This is a genomic window from Eubacteriaceae bacterium Marseille-Q4139, assembly GCA_018223415.1.
GTDB lineage: Bacteria > Bacillota > Clostridia > Lachnospirales > Lachnospiraceae > CABSIM01.
Genome location: JAGTTQ010000001.1, coordinates 3,066,261 through 3,085,619, shown reverse-complemented (window position 1 = coordinate 3,085,619; position 19,359 = coordinate 3,066,261). Strand labels below are relative to the sequence as shown.

The 19,359-nt window shown below is 54.1% G+C and carries 19 protein-coding genes and 1 pseudogene; 8 read left to right on the top strand and 12 right to left on the bottom strand.

Going from position 1 to position 19,359, the window contains the following annotated elements:
* Positions 1 to 24: 24 nt before the first annotated feature.
* From KE531_14655 to KE531_14640, 4 genes are all read right to left on the bottom strand, one after another.
* Entirely contained in the window at positions 25 to 453 is a 429-nt protein-coding gene (locus tag KE531_14655) for a DMT family transporter (GenBank protein ID MBR9954828.1), read from the bottom strand.
* Between the two features lie 102 nt (positions 454 to 555).
* Positions 556 to 867 (bottom strand): AzlD domain-containing protein, encoded by a 312-nt coding sequence (locus KE531_14650; GenBank protein MBR9954827.1) that lies wholly within the window; start codon positions 865 to 867, stop codon positions 556 to 558.
* A gap of 1 nt (position 868) precedes the next feature.
* On the bottom strand, positions 869 to 1,594 hold the full coding sequence (locus KE531_14645; protein ID MBR9954826.1) for an AzlC family ABC transporter permease: 726 nt from the start codon (positions 1,592 to 1,594) through the stop codon (positions 869 to 871).
* A gap of 33 nt (positions 1,595 to 1,627) precedes the next feature.
* Positions 1,628 to 3,214 (bottom strand): D-aminoacylase, encoded by a 1,587-nt coding sequence (locus KE531_14640; protein ID MBR9954825.1) that lies wholly within the window; start codon positions 3,212 to 3,214, stop codon positions 1,628 to 1,630.
* A gap of 177 nt (positions 3,215 to 3,391) precedes the next feature.
* Here KE531_14640 and KE531_14635 point away from each other — a divergent pair, with 177 nt between their 5' ends.
* Positions 3,392 to 4,609, top strand: a complete 1,218-nt coding sequence (locus KE531_14635) for an argininosuccinate synthase (protein ID MBR9954824.1) — start codon at positions 3,392 to 3,394, stop codon at positions 4,607 to 4,609.
* A 65-nt stretch (positions 4,610 to 4,674) separates the two neighbouring features.
* Here the strand turns inward: KE531_14635 and KE531_14630 are convergent, their stop codons facing one another.
* Positions 4,675 to 6,255, bottom strand: coding sequence for a D-aminoacylase (locus KE531_14630; protein MBR9954823.1), 1,581 nt, complete (start codon positions 6,253 to 6,255; stop codon positions 4,675 to 4,677).
* A gap of 160 nt (positions 6,256 to 6,415) precedes the next feature.
* On the opposite strand from KE531_14630, the gene KE531_14625 reads away from it, so the two are divergent.
* The 4 genes from KE531_14625 to KE531_14610 all read left to right on the top strand — a co-directional run bounded on the left by KE531_14625 (position 6,416) and on the right by KE531_14610 (position 8,826).
* Complete coding sequence (locus KE531_14625; GenBank protein ID MBR9954822.1) at positions 6,416 to 7,015, top strand: TetR/AcrR family transcriptional regulator; 600 nt, start codon at positions 6,416 to 6,418, stop codon at positions 7,013 to 7,015.
* Entirely contained in the window at positions 6,993 to 7,787 is a 795-nt protein-coding gene (locus tag KE531_14620) for a class I SAM-dependent methyltransferase (protein MBR9954821.1), read from the top strand. The genes KE531_14625 and KE531_14620 overlap by 23 nt, the downstream gene beginning before the upstream one ends.
* A gap of 113 nt (positions 7,788 to 7,900) precedes the next feature.
* Positions 7,901 to 8,371, top strand: coding sequence for a DUF3990 domain-containing protein (locus tag KE531_14615; GenBank protein MBR9954820.1), 471 nt, complete (start codon positions 7,901 to 7,903; stop codon positions 8,369 to 8,371).
* A complete protein-coding gene (locus KE531_14610; GenBank protein MBR9954819.1) occupies positions 8,365 to 8,826 on the top strand; it encodes a hypothetical protein in 462 nt (153 codons plus the stop codon). Before KE531_14615 ends, KE531_14610 begins: the two co-directional genes overlap by 7 nt.
* A 3-nt stretch (positions 8,827 to 8,829) precedes the next feature.
* Here the strand turns inward: KE531_14610 and KE531_14605 are convergent.
* The 4 genes and pseudogenes from KE531_14605 to KE531_14590 all read right to left on the bottom strand — a co-directional run bounded on the left by KE531_14605 (position 8,830) and on the right by KE531_14590 (position 12,503).
* Positions 8,830 to 9,052: pseudogene (locus tag KE531_14605) on the bottom strand (sensor histidine kinase).
* Between the two features lie 56 nt (positions 9,053 to 9,108).
* A complete protein-coding gene (locus tag KE531_14600; protein ID MBR9954818.1) occupies positions 9,109 to 10,197 on the bottom strand; it encodes a winged helix-turn-helix transcriptional regulator in 1,089 nt (362 codons plus the stop codon).
* 157 nt (positions 10,198 to 10,354) lie between these two features.
* On the bottom strand, positions 10,355 to 11,857 hold the full coding sequence (locus KE531_14595) for a HAMP domain-containing protein (GenBank protein MBR9954817.1): 1,503 nt from the start codon (positions 11,855 to 11,857) through the stop codon (positions 10,355 to 10,357).
* Complete coding sequence (locus tag KE531_14590) at positions 11,835 to 12,503, bottom strand: response regulator transcription factor (GenBank protein MBR9954816.1); 669 nt, start codon at positions 12,501 to 12,503, stop codon at positions 11,835 to 11,837. Before KE531_14590 ends, KE531_14595 begins: the two co-directional genes overlap by 23 nt.
* 192 nt (positions 12,504 to 12,695) lie before the next feature.
* Here KE531_14590 and KE531_14585 point away from each other — a divergent pair, with 192 nt between their 5' ends.
* Genes KE531_14585 through KE531_14575 form a run of 3 tightly spaced genes read left to right on the top strand, consistent with a single transcriptional unit; the run spans position 12,696 to position 16,457 of the window.
* On the top strand, positions 12,696 to 13,556 hold the full coding sequence (locus KE531_14585; protein MBR9954815.1) for an ATP-binding cassette domain-containing protein: 861 nt from the start codon (positions 12,696 to 12,698) through the stop codon (positions 13,554 to 13,556).
* Complete coding sequence (locus KE531_14580) at positions 13,553 to 15,742, top strand: hypothetical protein (GenBank protein ID MBR9954814.1); 2,190 nt, start codon at positions 13,553 to 13,555, stop codon at positions 15,740 to 15,742. Before KE531_14585 ends, KE531_14580 begins: the two co-directional genes overlap by 4 nt.
* Positions 15,735 to 16,457, top strand: coding sequence for a hypothetical protein (locus tag KE531_14575; protein MBR9954813.1), 723 nt, complete (start codon positions 15,735 to 15,737; stop codon positions 16,455 to 16,457). Before KE531_14580 ends, KE531_14575 begins: the two co-directional genes overlap by 8 nt.
* 32 nt (positions 16,458 to 16,489) lie before the next feature.
* Here the strand turns inward: KE531_14575 and KE531_14570 are convergent, their stop codons facing one another.
* The 3 genes from KE531_14570 to KE531_14560 form a co-directional block, all read right to left on the bottom strand.
* Complete coding sequence (locus KE531_14570; GenBank protein ID MBR9954812.1) at positions 16,490 to 17,764, bottom strand: hypothetical protein; 1,275 nt, start codon at positions 17,762 to 17,764, stop codon at positions 16,490 to 16,492.
* Positions 17,765 to 17,773: 9 nt separating this feature from the next.
* Positions 17,774 to 18,307: a methylated-DNA--[protein]-cysteine S-methyltransferase gene (locus tag KE531_14565; protein MBR9954811.1), complete on the bottom strand. Its 534-nt coding sequence runs from the start codon at positions 18,305 to 18,307 to the stop codon at positions 17,774 to 17,776.
* A 145-nt stretch (positions 18,308 to 18,452) separates the two neighbouring features.
* Positions 18,453 to 19,337 carry a hypothetical protein gene (locus KE531_14560; protein MBR9954810.1) on the bottom strand — a complete coding sequence of 295 codons (885 nt, stop codon included), beginning with the start codon at positions 19,335 to 19,337 and terminating at the stop codon, positions 18,453 to 18,455.
* Positions 19,338 to 19,359: the final 22 nt, after the last annotated feature.

The following is a 19,359-nucleotide window of genomic DNA, read 5'->3' as shown; positions in this document are numbered from 1 at the left end:
AAAATCCGGAGGCACCATGGGAATCTAGTAACGGAAGATCACGATGCCTGCAATGGCGATGAGCGCCCCGATGAGCTTTTTCCACTCAAAACCGGCCCGCTCCACGCCGAAAAGGCCGAAAAGCTCGATGCCGTAGGCCACAATGATCTGCGTCACCACGATGAGAAGTGTCGCTTTCGCAGGCCCCAGGCCGTCCATGCTCTTGATGACCGTCCAGGTAATAAACGCCCCCATGACGCCGCCAAGCAGCATGTATTTCCGGTCCACCGAAAACATGCCCATGATCTCCCCGCGGCCTGTGAAAAAGTATAAAAGGACGCAGGTTACAAAGGCGGAGAGCTGTACCCATCCGGCAGCCGCCCAAATGCTGCTCTGTTTTGTGACCTCCGTGTTAAAGACTCCCTGTATGCTCATGAGAGCGCCGGAAATCAGCGCCACAAGAATTCCCCACATAAAAAACCTCCTGAAAATGAATTACCATTAGTATCTCATTTCCAGGAGATTCTATACTTTTCCAGAAGAAAAACGGTGCCTGCGCGGCTGCGTACACCCGTTTTACAGAAAGAACACTTCCGTCACATAGACGGCGGCGATGGCCGCGCAGGCCACGGTCACAAGGCCTCGCCTGAAATAGCTTAAAACCAGGGCCACAGCCGTTCCCACGAGGGCCGAAACCAGGCTTCCGGTGGACGTGAACACGTCGGGGAAGGTCATGGCGCCCAGAACGGCATATGGCGTATAATCCAAAAACGACCGGATATACCGGGATTTGATCTGCTTTCTGAATACCGTTAACGGCACCACCCTCGGCACATAAGTCACAAGTGCCATGATAAAAATGCAGATAAGAATCCGCTTCGTCTCCATATCAGCCTTCCTCCCCTGTCACATATTCTTCTTCCGCCTTCGGGAACAGGACGGCGCCTGCCCCTGCCCCGATCACCGTCGCCAAAATAATCCGAAAACCCGAGGATATAAAGGAAAACGCCGGCACATAAAGGAGCAGGCAGTTGACTGCCACGGCAATCACAAGAATCCACAGCACATGGACGGAGTCCCTGGCCGCCGGGACGATCAAAGCGATAAACATGCCGTAGAGGGCGATGCCCATGGCGTTCTGGAGCGCCTCAGGCAGCATGGACGAAATGCAGGCGCCCATGACCGTCCCGAAATTCCAGCCGAAAACCGGCATGGCAATGAGCCCGAAAAGATACGCCGCCGAGAGCCGCCCTAGCTTTAAGGAGGCCACCACGAAGGTCTCGTCGGTGACGCCGAAGCCAAAGCCCATGCGCTTTAAGGTGCCGATGCCGCTCTCTAACTTCTGTCCCAGAGACAGCGACATCAGCATATATCGTAAGTTGATGACAAAGGTCGTCATCGCAAGTTCCATGTATCCCGCCCCCGCAAGAATCAGGTTCGTTCCCGCAAACTGCCCTGCGCTCGTCAGGTTCGTGAGGGAGATGAAGCATGCCGCCCAGACGGGAAGCCCGCCGGAGACGGCGATAAAGCCGAAGGTAAAGGCCACCGGCGCGTATCCAAGGCCAATGGGAAGCCCTGCCTTTAATCCCCTCTTAAATTCCATTTTCCAGTTCATCCTCTGGTGCCTCCAGGTTTCATTATTCTGTCGTTACGGCCGGAAGGGAAGAAAGATCCCGGGATATTCCCCGGTCATCCGGTTCTCTTCGCAGACGATTTTTCCGCCGGCAATCACGGCTTTGATGCCGGCAGAAAGCCGGTTGGAGCAGACGTAGTCCGCCTCGTCGGAAATATTCTTCTCATCGAACAGCACGAGATCCGCGTCCATGCCGTCGGCGATCCGTCCCTTTGAAGCCAGATGGTAGGTGTCCGCCGGAAGCCCCGTCATTTTATGGATCATTGTCTCCAGGGACATGAGCCGCTGTTCGCGGACAAAAAGCCGGATGGCCCGCGGGAACGTGCCCCAGCTTCTCGGGTGGGTCTTGCCGTCCATGCTGATGGTGAGCCCGTCGGTGCCGATCATCGTAAACGGCGCCGAAACGATACGGAAAAGGTCTTCATCACCCATGGAAAAATAGATGGCGCTGCACTGGCTCCCGTTTTCCTCTACCAGGTCGAAAAACACCTCGAATGGGTCTGCGCCAAGCTCCCGTGCATACTCCGAAATCCGCTTCCCGTCTGCCTCCGGCCGTTTCGGGCAGCCGCCGATTAAGATCCTGTCAAAGCCGCCGCACTGGCGGTAACGGCCGTCCTCATAGGCCTCCATCTTTTCCCGGATTTCCTTCCGTATCTTCTTATCCTTTAAGGCGGACATGAGCCATTCCGTCCCCTTTGTGAAATACTCCGCCGGGATGCAGGCCGCAAGCTTCGTCATGGAAGCCGTATAGGGGTACACGTCCGCGGTGACGGAGAGCCCCTCGCTTCTGGCTTCTTCTATCTTTTTAAGCGTCTGTCCGGAAAGCCCCCAGTTTTTCTTCCCGCAGACTTTATGATGGGAAATATTTAAGGAAACTCCCGTGCGCCGGGAAACTTCCAGCACCTCGTCCATGGATTCCAAAATCCCCGAGCCCTCGTTCCGCATGTGGGTCGTGTGGATTCCGCCGTACCGCTTCACGACGGCACACAGCCTGGACACCTCATCCACGTCCCCGTAAGCACTCGGCGGATAGAAAAGGCCGGTGCTGATACCGGCGCAGCCGTTTTCCATGGCCTCTGTGAGAAGCTCTTCCATCCGGCGAAGCTCTGCCTCCGACGCCTTTCTATCGGAATTTCCCATGACCGCCATCCGCAGGGTCGAATGTCCCATGAAAACCATCATGTTGGCTGACAGTTCCTGACGGCCCAAAAACGCGGCAAACTCCCTCATGTTCCGAAATTCGCCCATGTGCTCCCGTTCCAAATCGCCGAGCATCAGCGCGTTGGCTGCGACCATGTCCTTTGTTTCCTCTGTCACCGGGAAAAAGCTGCTGCCGCACTGGCCGGCAATCTCCGTGGTAATCCCCTGGGAAGTCTTGCAGAGCCTTGCGTAGTCATGTCCGGCCACCAGATCGCCGTGGGAATGGACGTCGATAAAGCCGGGGCAGAGAACCATCCCCCGGCCGTCTATGGTTTTAAGGGCCTCCGCCTCCGTTCCGGCAAAGAAAATCGTTCCATTCTTTACGGCCACGTTCTCCCGCCTTCGCGGCGCGCCTGTCCCATCGATCACTTCCGCATGCTGTATCAGTAAATCGTACATCATTCCGTTCCTCCTCTCCATATTATCTGCCCTTTTCCTTCTTTTGTCAACGGAAGCCGGCATGATGCATATTATTCATTTTTCATTTATAAAAATTCATTTTCTGCTTGACTTTTCCGGAAACGGGTTGTATATTGATTAAAGCATCGAACCTATTAAAAAGCTCTGGAGGAGAAAGTTATGAAGGAAAAAGTAATTCTTGCATATTCCGGCGGTCTTGATACCACCGTTCTGATTCCGTGGTTACAGGAAAACTACGATTATGAAGTCATCTGCGTCTGCATCGACGTGGGACAGGGAAATGAGCTGGACGGCCTTGAAGCGCGCGCAAAATACTGCGGCGCATCCAAGCTTTACATCGAGCACGTGACCGACGAGTTCTGCGAGGAGTACATCGCTCCCTGCGTAAAGGCCAACGCGACTTATGAATACAAATATCTGATCGGCACGGCCATGGCCCGTCCGCTGATCGCAAAAATCCTTGTGGACATCGCAAAGAAAGAGGGCGCTGTCGCCATCTGCCACGGCGCTACGGGAAAAGGAAACGATCAGGTGCGCTTCGAGCTTGGCATCAAGGCGCTGGCTCCGGAAATGAAGATCATCGCTCCCTGGAGGACATGGAACATCCAGTCCCGCGAGGAGGAGTTAGAATACTGTGCAAAGCACAACATCGACCTGCCGTTCAAGGCTGACAACAGTTACAGCCGCGACAGAAACATCTGGCACATCAGCCATGAGGGACTGGAGTTGGAAGACCCGGCTGCCGCTCCCAACTACGATCACATGCTCGTCCTCGGCGTGACGCCGGAGAAGGCGCCGGAGGAAGGCGCAGAGATTACCATCTCCTTTGAAAAGGGCGTCCCGGTTGCATTAAACGGTGAGAAGATGAAATACGCTGACCTGCTTACAAAGCTCAACGAGCTGGGCGGAAAGCACGGCATCGGCATCACCGATATCGTAGAAAACCGTATGGTCGGCATGAAGTCCCGCGGCGTCTATGAGACTCCCGGCGGCACCATCCTGATCGAGGCCCACAAGCAGCTTGAGGAGCTGATCCTCGACAAGGAAACCCTGAAATACAAGAAGAACATCGACAACGAGTTTGCCGATGTGGTTTATTCCGCAAAATGGTTCAGCCCCCTGCGTGAGGCGCTCCAGGCTTTCGTGGAGTCCACCCAGGAGTACGTGACCGGCGAATGCAAGATGAAGCTCTATAAGGGCAACATCATCAAGCAGGGCACCACGTCCCCGTATTCCCTCTACAATGAGAGCATCGCTTCCTTCACCACAGGCGACCTCTACGATCACCACGACGCCTCCGGCTTCATCAACCTCTACGGCCTTTCCACTAAGGTTCGGGCGATGAAGATGGCGGAAGTGGAGAAGAATCAGAAGTAAGAGAAAAATGAATCTGGCCGCCCGGCTCCCGCATTTCCACGGATGCCGGGCGGCCTTTTTTGTCCCTACTCTCTTAATAAGAAGGTTCCGAGCCGCTCTTTCGTCTGCTTTCCGTATAACAGCGCCGGTTTTCCGCCCATGAACACATGGACGATCCCCTCCGGCTTCTGGAACGGATTTTCGTAGGTGGCCTTGTCGGTCACGGTCTCCGGGTCAAAGACGGTCAGGTCTGCCGTCATGCCCTCTTTTATAAACCCGCGGTCTTTTAAGCCGATGTACTCGGCCGACTGCCCCGTCATCCGGCGCACGGCCGTCTCCAGGCTGCAAAGCTTTTTCTCCCTCGCCAGCCGCAGGAATCTCGGGAAGGTGCCGTAGTTTCTCGGATGGGGCTTTCCCTGGTTGTCCTCCGGGGACAGGGATAAGGAACGCCCGTCGCTTCCGATGGAGAAATCGTTTTGGCGCAGCATCAGATCCACGTCCTCCTCGCACATGGCAAAGGAGATGCAGACAGCCCCCGCATCAGTCTCCACGGCCACTTTTGCAGCCGCCTCCGCCATGGAACAGTGAAGCTCCTTACTGATCTGCCAGATCGTCTTCCCGTCGGCCTGTTCAAATCGGCCGTCCGTCGTCACCACGAGAAGGGACTCTCCGGCTGCCTGATCACAGAAGGTCTTTTCCAGCTCTGCCATCAGACGCCCTCTCTCTTTTTCATCCTTTAGCATTCGCACGGCCGTCTGCCTTCCGCCCTGGATTGACCATTTGGGGAACGAATTGGTGATGCCGGAGGAAGACGCCGTATAGGGGTAGACGTCTGCCGTCACATGGATGCCCGCTTTCTGGGCCTCATGGACATTTTCGATGTACTCGGCCGCATGTCCCCAGGCGGCGCGGCCGCTGGCTTTAAAGTGGGCAATGTGGACATGGGCGCCTGTCTGCCTGTAAATCTCATACATTTCCTCCAGGGACTTCGGCGTCCCGAGGCCCTGGTCACGCATATGGGAGGTGACGATGCCGCCGTACCTGGCGACGATCTCCCCGAGGGAGCAAAGTTCCTCCTGATCCGACGACACGCCCGGCGTGTATCCAAGTCCCAGAGAAAGGCCCCATGCACCGGCACGCATGTCTGCGTCAAGAAGCTCTCTCATGGCATCCAGCTCCGCCTTCGATGCCTTTCTGTCGTCATAGCCCATGACGCCGCCACGGAGCGCCCCATGGCCGATTAACGGGATCAGGTTCGTTCCCATCTTCTTTCCGTCCCGCTTCACCTTCTTTAAAAATTCCGAAAAGGACGGCGACGCGTATTCCGCGGCTTCCCGGCCGGCAAATTTCCGCATCCAGGAAAGGTTTTCTGCCGGGCATGGATAAATCGTGCTGCCGCACTGGCCGGCAAGCTCACTCGTCACACCCTGATAAATCCGGCTTTCTCCCCGGTCGTCCACGAGAAAATACGTGTCCGAGTGGGAATGGATGTCGATAAAGCCCGGCGCCGTCACAAGCCCCTCTCCGTCGATCACAAGCTCTGCCTCCTCATGGATTTCCGGCGCAATCGCTGCGATTTTCCCGTCCATGACGGCCAGGTCTGCCCGGTATGCCGGGGAGCCGGTTCCGTCGATGATACGGGTGTTTTTGATGATAAGCTGATACATAATAACCCCTCTTTCCCCTTTTATTTCGCACAAATCTATCCTTATTATATCGGCTTTCCCGCTATTTGTACAGAAGATTCCCCTTGACAATTCCTCGCTTTCATGCAACAATCGTTATGTAACATTTGTTTTTTATCGTATAAGATGAGGAAATGTAAAAATGCCGCCGAAAGCGAAAATAACAAAACCCATGATTTTAGATACGGTCCTTGCACTCACCCGCACGCTCGGCTTCGAGGCCGTGAACGCAAGGAGTATTGCAGACAGCCTGGGATGTTCCACGCGTCCTATTTTCACCTGCTGTGAAAATATGGAGGAATTAAAGAAAGAATTCCTGGATTTCGCCTTTGCTTTTTATGAGCAGTATGCCGATGACTATGGAAAGGCTTTTCCGGTTGCGCCATGTCTTCGCCTGCCGCTCTCCTATCTCGCTTTTGCGAAGGAAGAGCCCCATCTTTTCCGGCTTCTGTTCGTCGATGCCATGGAGCTTGACATGAAGGCGGCGGACGACTTTTATAGGGAGCTTGGAAACGAAAAAAAAGCCAGGGAGTTTTCGGGACTTCTCGGCCTGGAACCAGTGCGGGGGCGGGAAATTTTCCTCGACCTTTTCCTTTATTCCCACGGCATGGCTGTCCTGATGGCCGCCGGGAAGCTCTCGTGGAGTCTTAAGGAGGCCGAAATGCGGCTTGAAAATTTTCTGGATGCCATGATTTCACAGGAAAAGGAGATGGAAAAGCATGACGAACCGGTATCTGATTGATTTTTACCGCCATTACGACGAGGACGGCCGCCTTGCGTCCCGGCACGGCTCCGTGGAATTTCTCACCACCATGCACTATATCGAAAAATATTTAAGGCCGGGCTTCCGGATCCTTGAAATCGGCGCCGGAACCGGGCGTTATTCCCATGCGCTTGCAAGGCGCGGCTATGAGGTGTCGGCGGTGGAGCTGGTGGAACACAACATCGAAGTGCTGAAAGAGAATACGGAAGAAGGGGAAAATCTCTCTGTTTTCCATGGAAATGCCCTGGATCTTTCGTTTCTTTCGGAGGAACAGTACGATCTCACGCTCCTTTTGGGGCCGCTCTACCATCTTTACACCGACGCGGACAAACGGCAGGCCATCCGAGAAGCCCTGCGGGTGACAAAGACAGGCGGAATTCTTTTTGCCGCATACGTCATCTCCGACGGCTGCCTGATCGACGAGGGCTTTCTTCGCGGGAACATAAGCGTCGCCGATTATGTGAAAAACGGGCTTTTAGAGCCGGAGAGCTTTACCGCCAGGTCAGGGCCTGAGGATTTGTTTGAGCTGGTGCGGAAGGAGGACGTCGACCGTCTGATGGCCGGCTTTCCCGTCGAAAGGCTTCACTATGCCGCCTCCGACGGCTGCGCCCTGTTACTGCGGGAGGCCATCGACGCCATGGATGAGGAGACCTTTGCGCTTTATTTGAAGTATCATTTCGCCGTGTGTGAGCGGGAAGATCTGGTGGGGATTACGAGCCATGCGGTTGATGTTTTCAGGAAGGTGGGATGAGGGAGCTGCCTGACCGGGAACTGACGGTGATTGTTTACGGCAGGAAGATGTGCTATACTTGGACTGATAAATGGTTCTGTGTAGGAATTTTCATGTAAAAAAGGGGAATTTTAATGGCAAAAATGACGGTATATCATGGCAGTTATATGCCAGTTGAGCATCCTGAGATTCGTCTTGGGAGAAATACCAAGGATTTCGGAACAGGGTTCTACTGTACGGTTATCAAAGAACAGGCACAAAGATGGGCAAAACGCTATGACACAAAAATCGTATCCATTTATGAAGTACGATTGAATCCGGATTTGAAGATCAAAGAGTTTATAGATATGACGGATGAGTGGCTGGATTTTATTATCGCCTGCCGAAGCGGCAAAAGCCATGATTATGATATTGTAATCGGTGCCATGGCGAATGATCAGATTTACAATTACATTTCTGACTATGTGGACGGAGCGATTACCCGCGAGCAGTTTTGGGTATTGGCAAAATTCAAGTACCCCACTCACCAGATCAATTTCTGCACCAAAGAAGCATTAAAATGCCTGGAGTATCGCGGATTTGAGGAGGTTCAAACGCAATGGTAGGATATGGACGGGAAAATCCAAAAGACAACGATTTATTTTTCACATGCAGTCTGATTGATTATATCGCACGGAAAACAAAAAATGAACGTGTTGAGGTTGTGAACCAGTTAGGAAAAAAGCGGCTCGCAAAGATTTACGAGCTCGCAGACATCTACCACAGTGACAATATTGACCGTGTCAGCGATGATTTTATCAGGGAAGCCGGAATCCAAACAGGCACTTTTGACAATGTAAAAACATGCGGCTATGCGATTCCGTCCCATTGGGACATTGGGAAAGTGTATAAACGGCTGATTAAAGGCGTGGCCCAGGAGGAACAATGCGGAATCCTGGAGGCATTATGGCGGGTCTACCACTCCTTTATCAGCGGAAAAATCGACGATTACAACAGCAGCATGTATTACGAAAATCCTTCGTATCTTCTGGAATGCTATCTGGAAAATAAAGTGATTTGACGGCTATTCCTGCCTCACACTCCCGTTTTGCCCATCCCTTCCTAAAAACCTCACAACCGCCCGCACCCCCTCCGCCGTATTCTCCATCTCACAGACGCCTCCGTGCCGCTCCAGAATCATCCGCACCAGGTAAAGCCCCAGGCCGCTGCCGCCGGTGCTCCGGCTCCGCGAAGGCCTCTTCCCGGTAAAAGGCCTCGAAAAGATGCGGCAGGGCGGCCTCTCCGATGCGGCAACGACATCCTTATGAAACCATTTTTAGAAATAGGATGCCGATTATTCCTACTACTTGGTTTTCCAGTAGCCAGTTTTATTAGAACCAATCCGTTCTATTAGCTGCTTCGATTTCAGTGCGGAACACAGACGATTAACCGTTCTCGGAGATTTTCCAAGTTCTACGGCAATTTCATTCACGGTTGCATTTCCGTTGCGCATCAAAATTCCAAGCACTGCTGCTTCCTGTTCACTTATTGCGCCATTTATCACGCCATTTATCGCGTCACTTGGCGCAATATTTCGATCCATACGTGACAGCGCCAGACAAAAATAAGACTCATGATTCTCGTAAGTAACAGCGACTTTCTGCCGTTCACAGGCAGAATAGATTTTCCGCAAACCGGATCCAAAAGATTCCACATCCTTGCAGCGATAAAGCACCTGGGCAATCACCTCGTTCCGCAATGCCGACGGCAGATCCCATTTTGCATAATCTGCCGGGGCATACTCACTGGCAAAAGAGCCAGGATTAACAAAGGCAATACGATTTGAATAGATGTCTACCTCATGTTGGACGGGAATATCATAGCGGGCATGTACAAAGCTATTGATTACAGCCTCACGGACAGCCTCAATCGGTATCTCAGGGATTTCATCCCGATGAATCCCATCCGGATTCAACACTACACGCCAACGAATATTTCTGACAACATATTTTACAGCCGCATCAATCAATTGGAAAAGATTTCCTTCTTCCCGGCAGATATCCAGAGATGTCTCTTTGTGCTCCGTTGCGAACACAGCCATTTTTAATGTTACAGGTTTATTTTTGGAAAAAAGAACTCGTCCGGCATTGGTAAGCTTCCCATCTCTTAACAGGTAAAGCTGTTTCAAAATTCCATCGACAGAAAATGAGAACTCTGGCAACCGCCCACATTTAACTGCTTTATCATAAAAGCTCTTTAAACTTTCCACATCAACGTCCTCGGCGGTTTCGATGGACAATTTATTTTCCCAATGATCCTCATATTCTTTACCGATCATCAGTCTGCGAAGTTCGGTCGGGGTCAGTTCACGATCCTCATCCGCAATGCGGATATAGTATCTTCCAAAAGCTGAATATGGTATGTCGCTTCCCTCGAAAGCAACATGAATCACCTCAACACCATCTATTTCTTCAATCCGGACAGAAGGAAATATCTGCGGTTTGATGGATTCAAAGATTTTTCAGGAAACATCCCGCACCGTAGAATCCTTAATTTCAAATTGGTTTGGCGTTCCATCATTTTTAATTCCCAGAAAGAGGTCTCCCTTTTTATGCTTGTTCAGAATGCTGGCTATGGAGATCATCCTCTAAAAACCTCACAACCGCCCGCACCCCCTCCGCCGTATTCTCCATCCCACAGACGCCTCCGTGCCGCTCCAGAATCATCCGCACCAGGTAAAGCCCCAGGCCGCTGCCGCCGGTGCTCCGGCTCCGCGAGCCGTCTTCCCGGTAAAAGGCCTCGAAAAGATGCGGCAGGGCGGCCTCTCCGATGCGGGCGCCCGTGTTTTCCACCGTCACGGCAGGGACGCCTTCCAGTCTCCCGCACCAAAGGCGGATTTTGGCTCCCGCCGGGGAATAAAGGGACGCGTTGGAAAGGAGATTTCCAAAGGCCTTTTCCAAAAGGGCGGCATCCCCGGAGACAAAAATTCCAGGCGTCAGGGAGGTTTTAAACACCTGTTCCCGCTGCGCCGCAAGCTCCGAGTAAAGAGCCGCCTGTTTTTCCAGAATTCTTGACAGTTCCACCGGCTCTTTCTTCACCGTTTCCGCGCCGGCTTCCATGCGGGCGATGGAAAGCATCTCTTCAATCAGCTTTTCCATCCGTCCCGTCACCTGGAGGGAGCGGAGCAGGTACTTGTCCCGGTCTTTGTAGATATCCACGCCCTCCAGCATGCCGGAAAGCTGGCCTTTTAAAATCGTGACCGGCGTCTTAAGCTCATGGGAGGCGGCGGAAAAGAACGCCATCCGCTGACGGTCCAGCTCCCTCTCCCTCTCCACTTCTCCGCGCAGAATGCGATTAGCGTCTTCTAACTCTTTAAGAGCGCCGGACAGCCTGCGTGCCATCTGATCCAGGCTGCGGCCCAGCTTCCCGATTTCGTCCTGCCGTTTTTCCCCGCATTCCCACTGAAAATCCAGTTCTGCCAGCCGTCCGGCGATATGGCTTAAGCGGACAATAGGCCTGGTAATGTACCTGGAATAGACGAAGGCGCAGACGACCGAGAGAAAAAGCAGCAGGACAAACAGCCACGGCGCCATCTTTATGAGGGCCCGCACCGCCATGTTTTCCGCCTGCATCCGGGGCGTGACGTGAAGGACGTACCGTTCTTCGCTGCCTGCAAACTGCACGTCGGCCATGACCGCGCTCTGTTCCGACATGGTGACGGACACGGTGCCGTCTGCCCCGCTCCCGCCCGGCGCCTCTGCAATGACCGCGGCGATTTCCGTCCCGCTTTCTTCCTCATAAACCGGAACGACAGACAGGCTGGAACCGGTGTCCACCGGCATCCCGTAACGATCCGTCACGGCCGCGTCGGCACCGGCGGAGCGGATAAACGAGTCGATAACAGCGCCGCTTTCTTCCAGTTCCACTTCTTTTAGCTGTTTCACAAGGTTTTCCGTCTGCCGCATTAAGTCGCTGCTCATGACGGCCGTATAGGTAACAGGAGTTACCCATGCGATCAGGCCGAAGGTAACGGCCGACGCGGAAAACAGGATTACCGCCGTTATAAGAAAAATGCGGATGGTCAGGCTTTCACGGATTTTCTTTCGCAGCACGGTAGCCAATCCCCCTTACGGTTTCAATATAGTCACGCCCAAGCTTCCGGCGGAGATTTTTCATGTGGCTGTCCACCACGCGCTCATCGCCGAAAAAGTCATAGCCCCAAAGCCTGGAAAGCAGCATTTCTCTCGTAAACACGCGCCCCGGCTCCGAAAGGAACGTGTACAGAAGCTCAAACTCCCTGGCCGTCAGATCCAGGGGCTTTCCGCCTGCGATGGTCTCCCTCGTATCGAGATCCATGTCCACATCCCGATAATGAAGGCGGTTCCCCGTCCCCGTGCCCCCGCTCCGACGCAGGATCACGCGGATTTTCTCCAACAGCACCGGCATGGAAAAGGGCTTCGTCACATAATCGTCGATGTCCATGCCGAAGCCGCGGAGCTGTTCCGCCTCCCCGTCCAGAGCCGTAACCATGAGAATGGGCACCTGCGACTTTCTGCGGATCAGCTCACAGACGCCGAAGCCGTCGATTTTCGGGAGCATCAAATCTAAAAGGACAAGGTCGAAAGACATTTCCTCAAACATCGAAAGTGCCGCCACACCGTCCCCCACCGCATGGGGCTCATAACCGGCTTCCCGGAGATAGGCGCAGAGAAGCTCCTGGATATCCGGCTCATCTTCTGCAATTAAAATTCGTTTCATAACAATCACCTGTCCATCAGTATAGCATGGAATTATGAATTTATGATGGAGAAACCGGCACAGATAAAAATTTTCCGGACATGGCCAACGCCGGAATGCAGAATCTCCACATAAAACACATAAAAATTCCAGCCCTGCTCCATAAAAGCCTGGTATCCTTCCTGTATTCTGAAAGAAAGGATTGTGAACATCATGGAAATTGCCATTCAGAACGTCAGCATGACGTACCAAAACGGCAGGCAGGCTTTAAAGGATTTGAACCTTACCCTGCGCGCGCCGAGCCTCGTCGGGCTTTTAGGCCCCAACGGAGCCGGGAAGTCTACTCTCATGAAACTTTTGACGGCCGCTCTCCTGCCTACGGCTGGCCAGGTTCTCATTGACGGCTCGCCGCTCCCCAAAGCGGAACGCAGGCTGAAGGCGCAGCTCGGCTGCCTGCCCCAGGACTTCGGCCTGTTTGATGAACTCACGGTGGCGCAGTTCCTTGACTATATGGCCGCCCTTAAAGAGCTGAAGAACCAGAAGGACGCCGTCAGAGAAGCCATCTGCGCCGTCGGCCTGGAGGAAAAAGCACGGGCAAGAATCCGCACCTTATCAGGCGGCCAGCGCCAGCGCGTCGGCATCGCACAGGCATTGTTGGGAAACCCGCCTCTCCTGATTCTCGATGAGCCCACGGTGGGGCTTGACCCGGAGGAGCGGCTCCGCTTTCGGAACCTGTTCTCCCATGCGGCGCAGAAACGCCTTGTACTTTTGTCCACCCATATTATCGAGGACGTGCAGTCGGTCTGCGGCCAGATCGTCGTCCTGAGCCACGGAAACGTCCTGTTTTCCGGAAGCCCGGCTGAGCTGATCCGGCTCGCCTGCGGCCATGTGGGAACCTTCTGGGAAGACGAAGCGCCAAAAGGGCATGGTCTTTCCATCACCGCCAGGGTCAATACCAGCCAGGGCATCCGCTGCCGGACGGTATCCCCCGAGCTCCCGGATTTTGCCCGTGCCGAGGAGCCGACACTGGAGGACGCCTACCTCTATCTCCTTTCAAAGGAGGCCGCAGAATGAAACGGTTTTCTCTTCTCTCCCTGGAATTTCGGCGGCTTTTAAAAAGCCGTCTCACCTGGCTTATCCTGCTTTTAACCATGGTTTCGCCGGTTCTTGGCCTGATCCTTTATAAACCGGCCTCTGCAAAAACCATGCTTTCCATGTACCTTGCAAACCCGGCCATCGCCGGCGGTGCGGCAGGCGGCCTGCTTTTTGGCTTTCTCACGATTTACGAGCTGAACCGGACATCCCAAAACCGCATGGAAGTGCTGACGGACGCAGTGGTTTCCCCGCTTTTCATGGCGAAGGTGCGTCTTGCGGCCCTTCTTCTTACGGCGGCTCTGGCGGCGGGGATTACGATGACGTTCTGGTTCCCTATAAGCCGGCGCCTGATCGGCTCTGTCTTTGACGAAAGCGATTTTTTCCTTTCCTTCCTGATTTTTATGGCCGCCTCCCTGCCGCTCTCGGTTTTTTCGGCCGCCGCTGCCTGCCAGTTTACGAGGCGGGCGGATCTCTCGGCTGTGGTTTTTCTGGCCTTTTCCGGCTTAAGCCTCACCGTCTGGGCCGGTCACTGGCAGCTCTCGTGGCTGAATCCCTGCGTCTGGGCTTTGTCCGATGACTTCTCGAACTTCCGGATTTTCCGCTCCGTATCCTACATGCGGCTCACCTGGCTTTTGGCTCTGTCCGGCGCATGGATTTTGTCTTATCTCAGCATCCGCCGCTATGGGCTGGGATTTACCGCCTCCTTCCGACAAAATCTCCGGCATATCGGACGGCCGGCCGCTACATTCGTCCTCCTTGCCGCCGCTGCCGTTTCTTTCGTCCGGCAGCCCATGGTGGATCATGAAAATCCCGGCCAGACCGTGATGACTTTTCTCGAACTTCCATGGCTGGAGGACGTCGTCTGCACCGGGCGCTCTGCCCAGGTTTTCCCGGATACCGGCGCCGGAACCGTATCCGGCCGGGCCGCCTTCCGGTTCCAGAACACCTCGGGACAGGCCCAGGACGCCGCCTTTGGGATCAATCCCGGCTACGCCGTCACCTCCGTCCGCGCAAATGGACGGGAAGTTCCCTTTTCCGTCAGCGGCTACCAGGAGTTTAACGAAGCCATGCTGACCGCAGAAATCCCGGCAGAGACAGAGGTGGAGCTGACGGTGGAGTACGGCGGGTTCCCGAAAGAGAGCCGCAGCCTCTCCGCCATGCAGGGCCGCTTGGAAATCAGCCAGGAATACCTGTGCCTGGAAAATGCTGCCCTTTCGCCGCGCCTCCTCAATGTGATGCCCGACGAAAACCTGTATCCGGCGGCCGTGGAAATCACGCTGCCAAAGTCCATGACCGTCATCCCCTTCCGGACGGGCGAAGCCAGAATTATCTCGGAACATGCGGACGGGACTGCCACCTGGCGCTATGAATACAACGGCACAGGCGGCATCCTCTACGCCGGGGACTATGTCCGGCAGGTCTTTGAGGCCGGGGGGCTGTCCATTGAGTTTTACTACGGCCGCCGCCATCAGGCCGTCATGGAGGCGGCCAATGCCTCAGAAGCCGTGCAGGCCGTCGTCTCCTACTGCTTAGAGCATTACGGCCTTCCCTCTTTCGGCGCAGACGGCTCGCTCAAGCTGGTGCAGAGCCGTGTTTCGGGCGGCGGCTATGCCACAACCGGCGCAAGCCTTCTGGACGAAGCCGATTTTACCGCCGCAAACTTAAGCGACACCGGAAAAGGCGCCGTCCCCGGCGAAGTGATGATTCATGAGCTGGTGCACCAGTGGTGGGGGCTCGGCTGCATGTTCGATGCCTCGGAGCCGGAAGGCACCTGGTCGGCAGAAGGGCTCACGGTTTATACCACCTGGCGCATCGTAAAGGAGCTTTACGGCGAGGCCTATGCAAGAGAGCACTATGTAAAGCAGTGGCAGGAGGCGGTGGAGGATTATTACCTGGATTTTTATGTGCGGAATCCGGAATATCTGGACATGCTGCCGGAGGAGAAGAAGCTTCTCATCACGGAGGATCTGGCTTATGTGCGGCGGTACTGCGAAATGCCTCTTAAAATTTTGAAAGCGGAAACGCTGGTTGGCGGGGAAGCGGCCATGGATCAGATTCTTTTCAGGCTCTTTAACCGGGAGCCGGATCCCATGGCGCCGTATTTGACGTATGAAGAATTTTTAGATGCCTGCGGGCTTAGAGAGGAGGACTTGAACCTTGCTTAAGATTTATTTCTATGAATGCCGGAGACTTCTGTTCAACAAATTTTTTGCCGGGCTGGCCTTTACCCTGCTGTTTTACGGCTGGCAGGTGTTAAACCGTGTGACGGTTCTCGGCGTTTCCCATACGGCGCCGTTTTCCGCCTGGAGCTTCGGGGACTATCTCTGCCGTCTCCTTCCGTTTTTATGGAGCGGCACATTGCTTTTCCTGACCTTTTTCACCGCTCCCGCGGCCAGGCGGGCGGCTGTCCTCACGAGGGCGGCTGCCATGTCCCCCCGCCGGTACGGCGCAGTACGCTGCGCCGCCGCCTTATCCGGTACTTGCCTCCTGACGGTTCTTGTATTTTCTGAGGCCGCGGTCTTTTACGGCGTGTATTTTCACTGGCATTCCTGGGGAGAGCTGTTTCTGCCTGCCATGGCGGCCGCCGTCCCGCCGCTTCTTTTTTCGCTCGGGAGCGGCTGGCTTCTGGGGCAGAGGCATCACGTTCTCCTTCTTATCTGGATGGCCGTCCTGCTTCTGCTCCTGGTGCTCCCGCTCCCGGACGCCTTCGGCATGTGGAACGGCAGCTTCTTTCGCCAGTATCCCTTAGCGTGCGGGACGTTAGATCCGGCGTTCTCCGTGCCAGCGGCCGTCGGGACGGTACAGGCGGCGTTCGCTGCGGCAGGAATCGCTGCGCTTTTCCTTAGGATCAGCCGCAGCGATTCCTGTTGCCGGAAGTGAAATTCCATTAAGAAGAGGCGGCAGGCGGCATGTCAGCCCAAATTCTTCCATATCCAGAACTCCGGGTTTTCTTCGGTGATATCCGGATGCATGCCAAAGTCCATGCAGCTTCCGTCTTCGTTCAGGATATAATACGGGGCATATCGGACAATCAGGCCGCTGTTTGGAAGCATCATGGCCGCCTGCATGGGCGGCAGCAGCCCGCCGCCGATCTTTCCGCCTGTTTCCGGGCCGATGACCGCGGCAAGCCCGGCGCTTTTTAGCGTCCATGCAAAGCTCGCGGCCGCCGATGCCGTTGACGAATCAATCAGGCACCAGAGGTTCCCTTCTGCCGCCCAGCATTCCTCTTCTGAAAAGGTCTGCCGTTTTGTCACCTTTAAAAACAGGTCGCAGCGTTCAAGTTCCGAGACGCTGAGCGCCTCCATTTCCATGCCGGTAAGCGCCTCAAGGTCTGTGTCCTCCTCGAGCCGGAAGCTTTCGATTTCATACGTTGTGTCTCGATACCGCGGCTCTGCTGAAAAGTCGATGGGAAACATGCTCCGGTTCAGCTCCCCATTGATGCTTGCCTGGTAAGACGTCATCACCAGCTCGTCCTTTCCCAAATATGGAAGAAAGCCGTTTGTCCACACCAGTGTGTTTCCGCCGCTGTTTCCTCTGAGGTCAATTACAATGTCCGGCGCCTGACTGCACTCCTTTAAGACGGATTTCAGCTTTTCTGCCATGTTCCCGGCCTGCTCCATGTCGGCGCAGGCAAAGGACTCGATGACAATCGCCGGGACTTCTCCGTAATATTTAAGGTAGATACCATTTTCCGGCGCAGAGCTGGCTTTTCCTTTCGTGTCCTGCTGTTTTTCGTCTTCGAGCTGTTTCTGCTCCAGATATGCGTAGGCCTGTTCCGCCTTTTCTTCCCCGTATGCCGCCAGTTCTGCGTTGGAAAACCGGGTATGCGCCTCCTGGTTAAGCCGGAACACTTCCGTATCGGCGACGGAAAGATGGCACGTATAACGGAATTCACTGAGGCAGCCGGACAAAAGCTCATAAAATTCTGTTACATCCATGTCCGACGTCCGGAGCAGGGCGTCTTTGTATCTGGCGTAAATTTCCTTTCTGTCGATCCCATAGCGGTTTTCGGCCGCCTCGAATAAGGGGAAATTTTCCTCCAGAGCAGACCACATATACTCATAATCTTCCAGCAGATCCGCCCGGGAAAAGCTGCCGCTATGGAAGTTTGCCGGGCGGAGCCACAGATATGCAAGAACCAGCAGGAAAAGGGATACGAAAAATGGGATGCATTTTCGGTGCTTCATATGTCTCCTTTACGGTGCCGTACTGTGTCTGGGGATGAAGTATTCTTCCTTCAGGGCGCCTTCCAGCTTAAGGAGCGCAATCTTCTTATCAATGCCGCCAGCGTATCCGGTCAGGCTTCCGTTTGTCCCCACAACCCGGTGGCAGGGGACGAGGATGGAAATCTCATTGTGGCTCACGGCCCCGCCGACCGCCTGCGCCGACATGTGTTCTAATCCGCGCTTTGCCGCCAGCTGCTTTGCAATTTCCCCGTAGGTCGTCGTCTGTCCATAAGGGATGGAATAGAGGATTTCCCACACTTCTTTCTGGAAATCCGTTCCGATGAAATGAAGCGGCACTTTAAAATCCGGCTCTCTGCCTGAAAAATAGACGTCAAGCCATTGTTTCGCCTGCTCGAACACGGGAAGTTCTCTTTCCTCGTGCTCTTTGTCCAGATAAAGGCCGAAATATTTCTGCCCTTCAAACCATAAGCCGGTCAAGCCGGTATCGTCTGCGGCCAGCAGGATCTTTCCGATGGGGGATTGGCAGCGGTTCACGTACTGCATGGGAGACCTCCTTCGCTTCTTTTTGCTCTTTGTTTTATTTTATCACATGCAAAGGCAAAATGCGATGATAAATGTCGTTTTTCCTTCCTGCTGCCGCACCGCAATTCTGCACACCACCTTTCCCCTCACCGGCAAAACCCAATTTCTATTTCTCAAAAAACGGAAACTGATGGGTTTGGCCGTCTGCACCCGTGTAAACTGCGTAGGGATGGCAGGCCTTCAGTTCCGCACACATGCTTTTATTCTTCGCCTCATCCTTTGTGCCGTCATCCTGATACAGGTACACGTACATGGACAAATGGCGCGGCTCCAGCTTTAAGGTGTAGCCGTCAAAATACTCTCCCAGAGGCGTTCCGTCCCCGGCAAAGAAAGAAAAGCGATCCATACGGAATCCCTCAATCTCATCCGGCTCTTTCCCATGATTATCATCAAAAAAGGAAATCGAGAAGAACATTCCGAAACAGTCCTTGCCATAAATGCCGCGCGCATTACCGACGATACAGCATGCCCCATCAAGGAAAGAAAATCCAATTTCTTTTAACTCTTCTTCGGTCATGGGCTCTCCCAAATCAGGAAACAGCCTTTCGGCATATGTACCATCAGGCATTTTTTCAGCGTCATAATCGGAGACACTGAGTCCTAAATCATCAGCCGTATAGTTCTCAGACAATTCGTAGGTGATTCCCAGTGTCCATCCATTGCCTAAATCGCCATAGCCTAAAAAAGCATTCGGCGCCAATTCGCTTCCGTCCGACTGGCAAAAAGACATGCCAATATCTTCCGGGCCGTGAAACGCCACTGCAACAAAATTGTCCTTGGCATAGACAAACCGAAGCTCCGACTCCTCCAGCGTCAGAGGCTTCTCCTCCACATGGGCCGAGGTTTCAACGCTTTTCTCAGAGCTGGCCTGCTCTGTCACCTCCCTGCTCTCACTGGCAGGTTTGTCTGTGCTGGCCTCCTTTTTAGCGCAGGCCGCCGTCATTCCCGCAAGCATTGCGGTTAGAATCAGAAATACGAACCTTTTCTTCATTTTATCTTTTTCCTTTCGATAT